Here is a 5,977-nt window from a genome sequence, read left to right on the forward strand (position 1 = left end):
GGACGCCCGCAGCGCCTGCGCTTGCCCGGGGCTGAGCCCCAGGGAGGAGTCGGCCACGCTGACGCCGTGGGCCGGGCGGAAAAGGACCTCGATGCTGTCGCCGGCGGCCAGCGAGCCGGGGGTGATCACCTGGAGATAGGCGCCGGGCAGCCCCCTGCGCAGGAAGCGCTTGGCCCACTGTGGCTCACCCATGTGGCGGGCGAAGGTGGCGCAGGGTATCCGCGGCATCGTCACCTCGACGACGACGTCGGGCCCCACCCGCCACCGCTCCCCCACCAGCGCTCCGCTGACCGCCACGCCCATGGTCCGCAGGTTTTCGCCGAACAGCCCCGGCGGGATGTCGCGCCCGAGCTCGGCCGACCACGCGTCGGCGTCCTCCTGGGCATAGGCGTAGAGGGCCTTGAGCTCTCCGCCGTGGTTTTTGCGGTCCGCCTGGACATCGGCGCGCAGCCCCATCGGGTGGACCGGTACCCGCCCGTCCACCGGGCGCTTGTCGATCCCGGTGATTCCCACCTTGCTGGCATCGGGCTTCAAGGCATGCAGCCGGCAGAGGGCCAGCAGCGATCCGGAATTCATGGGGCAATCATAAGGTGCGTCCGGACGCTTGCTCAGGCGTGGCCCTCGTAGCTGACGTCCTGTTCCTTGGCCGAGTCGGCCGACAGCGGTTGGCCGCGGTATTTTCCGATGGCCCACAGATTCCCGTCCGGGTCGTTGATGCCAAAGCCGCGGTCGCCGTAGTCGGTGTCCTGCAGGTCCCGGATGATCGACGCCCCTGCTGCCTTCATGCGCTCGTACGCGCCGTCGGGGTCGCGGGTGTAGACGTTCAGCTGGGCCGAACCGGGTTCCCGGGCCCACAGGGTTCCCTCCGCGTGGCTGGAGACCATCACCATCCCGCCCTCGGGCCAGAGCAGTTCCGCGTGCACCACCAGGCCATGCTCCTCGAACCGTGCGTGCTCGATGAATCCCATGGTTCCGGTCAGGAACTCGATCAGTTCGTGGGCCTTGCGCGACTGCAGACCGGCGACGACGCTGGCCGGAGGGTACTGCTTGTTCGCATCCATGGACACAGTATTCTCTTCCGGCCCCGGACGCGCCAGAGGCGGCGGACCGGCCTGCCGGTACCGCCGCCTCTATGGGTGCCTAGAGCTGGCCGAAGGCCTTTTCCAAGTCCGCGATCAGGTCATCGATGTCCTCGATGCCGACCGACAGCCGGATCAGGTTCTCCGGCACCGCCAGTTCGGTGCCTTTCACCGAGGCGTGCGTCATCTCCGACGGGTAGTTGACCAGCGACTCGATGCCGCCCAGCGATTCCGCCAGGGTGAACACCTCGGTGGACTCGGCCACCTTGCGGGCCGCCGCCTCGCCGCCCGTGAAGGAGACCGAGACCATGCCGCCGAAGCCGCGCATCTGTTTCTTGGCCAGTTCGTGGCCGGGGTGCTCGGGCAGGCCCGGATAGTAGACGGCCTCGACTTCGGCCCGGCCCTGCAGCCATTCGGCCACGGCCTGGGCGTTCGCCGAGTGCCGGTCCATCCGCACGCCCAGCGTCTTCAGCCCGCGGGTGGTCAGGAAAGCGTCCAGCGGCGCGGAGACGGCCCCCACCGCGAACTGCACGAAACCGACCTTCTCGGCGAGCGCGTCGTCGTTGAGCACCACGGCGCCGCCGATCACGTCCGAGTGTCCGCCGATGTACTTGGTGGTCGAATGCACCACGACGTCGGCGCCGAAGGCCAGCGGGTTCTGCAGGTACGGCGAGGCGAAGGTGTTGTCCACGACCAGCAGCGCGCCGGCGGCGTGGGCCAGCTCGGCGAGGGCGGCGATGTCGGTGACCTTCATCATCGGGTTGGACGGGGTCTCGACCCAGAGGAACCGGGCCTTGTGCTCGTTGACCGCTGCGGCCACGGCCGACTCGTCGGACATGTCGACCACGGTGTGGCCGATCCCCCAGGCACCGAGCACGCGGCTGATGAGCCGGTAGGTGCCGCCGTACGCGTCGTTGCCCAGCACGATGTGGTCGCCCGGGGACAGCAGGGCCCGGATCAGCGCGTCTTCGGCTGCCAGCCCGGAGGCGAAGGAGAAGGCGTGCTTGCCGCCCTCCACCGCCGCCAGCTGCACCTGCAGGGAATCGCGGGTCGGGTTGGTGCCGCGGCCGTATTCGTAGCCGTTGCGCAGCCCGCCGATGCCGTCCTGGGCGTAGGTCGAAGACTGGTAGATCGCCGGCACCACCGCGCCGGTGGCCTCGTCCGGCACCTGGCCGGCATGCACGGCGCGGGTGTTGAAGCCCTGGGTGTTCTCTGCGCTCATTCTTCTCTCCTTCAGCTCGTCAGGTAGGACAGCAGGTCGTGGCGGGTCAGCACGCCCACCGGGGCACCGGCCAGCGTCACCAGCACGCCGTCGACCGCCTGCAGCTTCTCGCGGGCGGCAGAGACCGGTTCCAGCGCCCCAACCAGCGGCATCGCCGCGCTCAGGTGGTCGCCGACCTTGTCTGTCAGCTTCGCCTCGTTCTTGAACAGCTTGGCCGTCAGCTCGCGTTCGTTCACGGCGCCGACCACCTCGCCCATCACCACCGGCGGCTCCTGCGAGAGCACCGGCAGGGTCGAGACGCCGAACTCGTTCATGATCTCGATGACGTCGCGCACCGTCTCGTAGGGATGGGTGTGGACCAGGTCCGGCAGCGTGCCGCTCTTGCCCCGCAGCACCTCGCCCACGGTCGCTTCGTCCCCGTCGGCGATAAAGCCGTAGGACTTCATCCAGTCGTCGTTGAAGATCTTTCCCAGGTAGCCGCGTCCGGAGTCCGGCAGGATCACGACCACGATGTCGTCAGGCCCCAGCCCCTCGGCCACCTTGAGCGCGGCCACCACGGCCATGCCCGAGGAACCGCCGACCAGCAGCCCCTCTTCCTGGGCCAGCCGCCGGGTCATCGCGAAGGCCTCGGCGTCGTTGACGGCCAGCACCTCGTCCGGGACGGACTTGTCGTAGTTGTCCGGCCACATGTCCTCGCCCACGCCCTCGACGAAGTACGGCCGGCCGCTGCCACCGGAGTAGACCGAGCCCTCGGGGTCCGCGCCGACGATCTTCACGGGACCGCCGGGGCGGTCGGCGGATATTTCCTTCAGGTAGCGGCCGGTTCCCGTGATGGTTCCGCCGGTGCCGGCGCCGATCACCACGTGGGTGACCCGGCCGTCCGTATCGCGCCAGATCTCCGGGCCGGTGGTCTCGTAATGGCTGGCCGGCGCGGCCGGGTTGTTGAACTGGTCCGGCTTGTAGCCGCCGTCGACCTCGGTCACCAGCCGGTCGGACACGCCGTAGTAGGACTCCGGGCTGTCCGGCGCCACGGAGGTCGGGGTGACGACGACGTCGGCGCCGTAGGCCTTGAGCACGTCGCGCTTTTCCAGGCCCACCTTGTCCGGGGTCACGAAGATGGACTTGTAGCCCTTCTGCTGCGCCACCAGGGCCAGGCCCACCCCGGTGTTGCCGCTGGTGGGTTCGATGACCGTGCCGCCGGGCTTCAGCCGCCCGTCCTTTTCGGCTTCTTCGATCATCTTCACCGCGATGCGGTCCTTGATCGAACCGCCCGGGTTGAAATACTCCACCTTCGCCAGGACGGTGGCGGCAAGACCTTCGGTCACTTTGTTCAGCTTGACCAGCGGGGTGTTGCCGATCAGGTCTAGAACAGAATTGGCATATTTCATGGGCCCAAATCTACCCGCCAGCGTATCCGGGGGCACATCGTGCGTAAGACGGCTTCATGCCGGCCCCCGCGGGCGGCGGCCGGGTGCCGCTCCTGGGCGGCCGGGCGTTGCCCGCACGGGCCGGGCTGGAACGGGCCCGGGTGCAGGAAGTGTCGGGAGCGCGTGGGACGATTAATCCATGCTGTCCACCGCCACCGCGCCCGGCACCGGGCTCACCGCACGGGTGGAGTTTCCGGAGCCGTATGACCTGCGCGGAACGCTGTCCATCCTGTCCCGCGGCACGCAGGATCCCACCGCCCGGATTGACGACGCCGGTGCCTGGCTGACGCTGAACACCTCCTCCGGCGCGGCGACCCTGCGCCTCACCCGCGGGCCGGACGGGCAGCACGGAAGCCGGGGCACCGCCGTCGTGATGGGACAGGCGTGGGGGCCCGGTGCCGAGGAAGCGCTGGCCGGGCTCCCGGCACTGCTGGGCGCCGGCGATGACTGGTCGGGGTTCGACACCCCGGATTTCCATACCGGCCTGCCGCGGCTGGTGCGTGAACCGCGCCGGCGGCATCCCGGGCTGCGGCTGCCGGCGACCGGGCGGATGATCGATGCGCTCGTGCCGGTGATCCTGGAGCAGAAGATCACGACCATCGAGGCGCGCTACTCCTACAAATACCTGGTCCGCCGGCATGGGTCTCCGGCCCCGGGGCCCGCACCGAGCGGGCTTATGGTCCCGCCGACGGCGCAGGGGTGGCGGCGCATCCCGTCCTGGGACTGGCACCGGGCGGGGGTCGACTCGAAGCGCTCGGGCACCATCATGCGGGTGTGTTCCTCGGCCGGCGCCCTGGAACGGCTGGCGTCGCTGCCGGCCGGCGAAGAACTGGCCCGCAAGCTGTGCACCGTCCCGGGGATCGGGCCGTGGACCGCGGCCGAGACCGCGCAGCGCACGCACGGGGATCCGGACTCGGTGTCGGTGGGCGACTTCCATCTGGCGGCGTTCGTCGGCTACGCCCTGACCGGGCGCAAGACGGACGACGCCGGCATGCTCGAGCTCCTGGAACCGTGGCGGGGCCACCGCCAGCGGGTGGTGCGGATGCTGGTGCTGAGCGGTTTCCGCAAGCCCGCCTTCGGGCCGCGGCTGGCGCCGCAGGACCACCGCCGGCACTAATGCGGCACTGACGCGGCACTACCGCCGGAAACATCGCTCGCCTTAAAGCGAGAGGGAGCAGGGCATGCGCCCCGCCCCCTCTGGAGTGCTGACCGTTGTAGCTATTCGGAGGCCTGACCGTCCTGCGCCGCCTGCTGCTGGGCGGCCACCTGGGCGTGGACTTCCTGCATGTCCAGTCCCTTGACCGCGTCCACCAACTGCCCGAACTGGCTGGAGTTCAGGGCGCCGGGCTGGGAGAACACCAGCACCTTTTCGCGGAAGGCCATGAGGGTCGGAATCGAGGTGATGCCGGCCGCGGCGGCCAGGCCCTGCTCGGCTTCGGTGTCCACCTTGGCGAAGACGATGTCGCCGTGTTCCTCGGACGCGGCATCGTAGACGGGAGCAAACTGCTTGCACGGGCCGCACCAGTCGGCCCAGAAGTCAACGAACACAATGTCGTTCTCTTCGATGGTCTGCGGGAACTGGGCCTCGGTGATATCGATGGTTGCCATACCTCCACGCTAACGCGCCGGGTTGCGGCCTGTCGCCCCCTGTTCGCTCAGCGCATGAGCCGGAGCCCCGACCGTTATCCACAATCCCCCGTCGGGGCTACCGGCTGCCGTGGCCGGATCCCTAAGGTCGATTCCACCAGAAACCGCGACCGGAGGATTCGACATGAACCGCTTCACCGTCCTGATTGTCACCGACGGGCTGGAACTCGACGCCGCCATTTCCAAGAGCCTCGCCGTGATGGACGAATTGGAGGAGCACCTGCCGTTTGCCCACGACCCGTCACGGAACGAGCTGTACGCCGTGGGCGAGGGCGCCGCGCTGAAGGGCAGGATCGGGCTGCCGCACGGCAGGCCCGGCGCCGGCCCTGCGGCCACCTATGTGGGCGACCTGCACTGCATCTGGAGCGAAGGGCGGTGGTACACGCCAGCCGACTGTCCGCCTGCCCCGGCAGACCATAACGGCGCAACTGCCTGGCAGTGGCTGTACTACAACGTCATGCACAATTCCGGGCCGAAAACGTACTGCTTCCTCTGGGACATCCACCCGCTGCCGCTGGCCGAAGCGGCCTGAGCACGGGCTGCCCGGGCGCGAGAGGGCTGGGCAGGCTGTTGCGAGGTGCCGGCTGCCGGGTCCGACGGCC

7 protein-coding genes are annotated in these 5,977 nt (G+C 69.2%); 2 read left to right on the forward strand and 5 right to left on the reverse strand.

Annotation, left to right across the window (positions count from 1 at the left end; genetic code table 11):
* The 4 genes from AC5RV2_RS13650 to AC5RV2_RS13665 form a co-directional block, all read right to left on the reverse strand.
* A partial coding sequence (locus tag AC5RV2_RS13650) for an MOSC domain-containing protein (RefSeq protein ID WP_494092781.1) occupies positions 1-576 on the reverse strand: 576 nt, incomplete at its 3' end.
* 32 nt (positions 577-608) lie between these two features.
* On the reverse strand, positions 609-1,061 hold the full coding sequence (locus AC5RV2_RS13655) for a VOC family protein (protein WP_494092782.1): 453 nt from the start codon (positions 1,059-1,061) through the stop codon (positions 609-611).
* A gap of 79 nt (positions 1,062-1,140) precedes the next feature.
* Complete coding sequence (locus AC5RV2_RS13660) at positions 1,141-2,301, reverse strand: cystathionine gamma-synthase (RefSeq protein ID WP_494092783.1); 1,161 nt, start codon at positions 2,299-2,301, stop codon at positions 1,141-1,143.
* A gap of 11 nt (positions 2,302-2,312) precedes the next feature.
* Positions 2,313-3,689: a cystathionine beta-synthase gene (locus AC5RV2_RS13665; RefSeq protein WP_494092784.1), complete on the reverse strand. Its 1,377-nt coding sequence runs from the start codon at positions 3,687-3,689 to the stop codon at positions 2,313-2,315.
* A 178-nt stretch (positions 3,690-3,867) separates the two neighbouring features.
* Between AC5RV2_RS13665 and AC5RV2_RS13670 the strand changes: the two genes are divergently transcribed.
* On the forward strand, positions 3,868-4,845 hold the full coding sequence (locus AC5RV2_RS13670) for a DNA-3-methyladenine glycosylase family protein (protein ID WP_494092785.1): 978 nt from the start codon (positions 3,868-3,870) through the stop codon (positions 4,843-4,845).
* A 101-nt stretch (positions 4,846-4,946) separates the two neighbouring features.
* Here the strand turns inward: AC5RV2_RS13670 and AC5RV2_RS13675 are convergent, their stop codons facing one another.
* Complete coding sequence (locus AC5RV2_RS13675) at positions 4,947-5,336, reverse strand: thioredoxin family protein (protein ID WP_494064786.1); 390 nt, start codon at positions 5,334-5,336, stop codon at positions 4,947-4,949.
* Positions 5,337-5,499: 163 nt separating this feature from the next.
* Between AC5RV2_RS13675 and AC5RV2_RS13680 the strand changes: the two genes are divergently transcribed.
* Positions 5,500-5,907, forward strand: a complete 408-nt coding sequence (locus AC5RV2_RS13680) for a hypothetical protein (protein WP_494092786.1) — start codon at positions 5,500-5,502, stop codon at positions 5,905-5,907.
* Positions 5,908-5,977 lie beyond the last annotated feature (70 nt).

Source organism: Arthrobacter sp. Y3225116 (assembly GCF_059091245.1).

What these genes read in the sequence shown, in the direction of transcription:
- AC5RV2_RS13655 (WP_494092782.1), bottom strand. Translation starts at nt 1,061, where the DNA reads ATGGATGCGAACAAGCAGTACCCTCCGGCCAGCGTCGTCGCCGGTCTG.
- AC5RV2_RS13660 (WP_494092783.1), bottom strand. Translation starts at nt 2,301, where the DNA reads ATGAGCGCAGAGAACACCCAGGGCTTCAACACCCGCGCCGTGCATGCC.
- AC5RV2_RS13665 (WP_494092784.1), bottom strand. Translation starts at nt 3,689, where the DNA reads ATGAAATATGCCAATTCTGTTCTAGACCTGATCGGCAACACCCCGCTG.
- AC5RV2_RS13670 (WP_494092785.1), top strand. Translation starts at nt 3,868, where the DNA reads ATGCTGTCCACCGCCACCGCGCCCGGCACCGGGCTCACCGCACGGGTG.
- AC5RV2_RS13675 (WP_494064786.1), bottom strand. Translation starts at nt 5,336, where the DNA reads ATGGCAACCATCGATATCACCGAGGCCCAGTTCCCGCAGACCATCGAA.
- AC5RV2_RS13680 (WP_494092786.1), top strand. Translation starts at nt 5,500, where the DNA reads ATGAACCGCTTCACCGTCCTGATTGTCACCGACGGGCTGGAACTCGAC.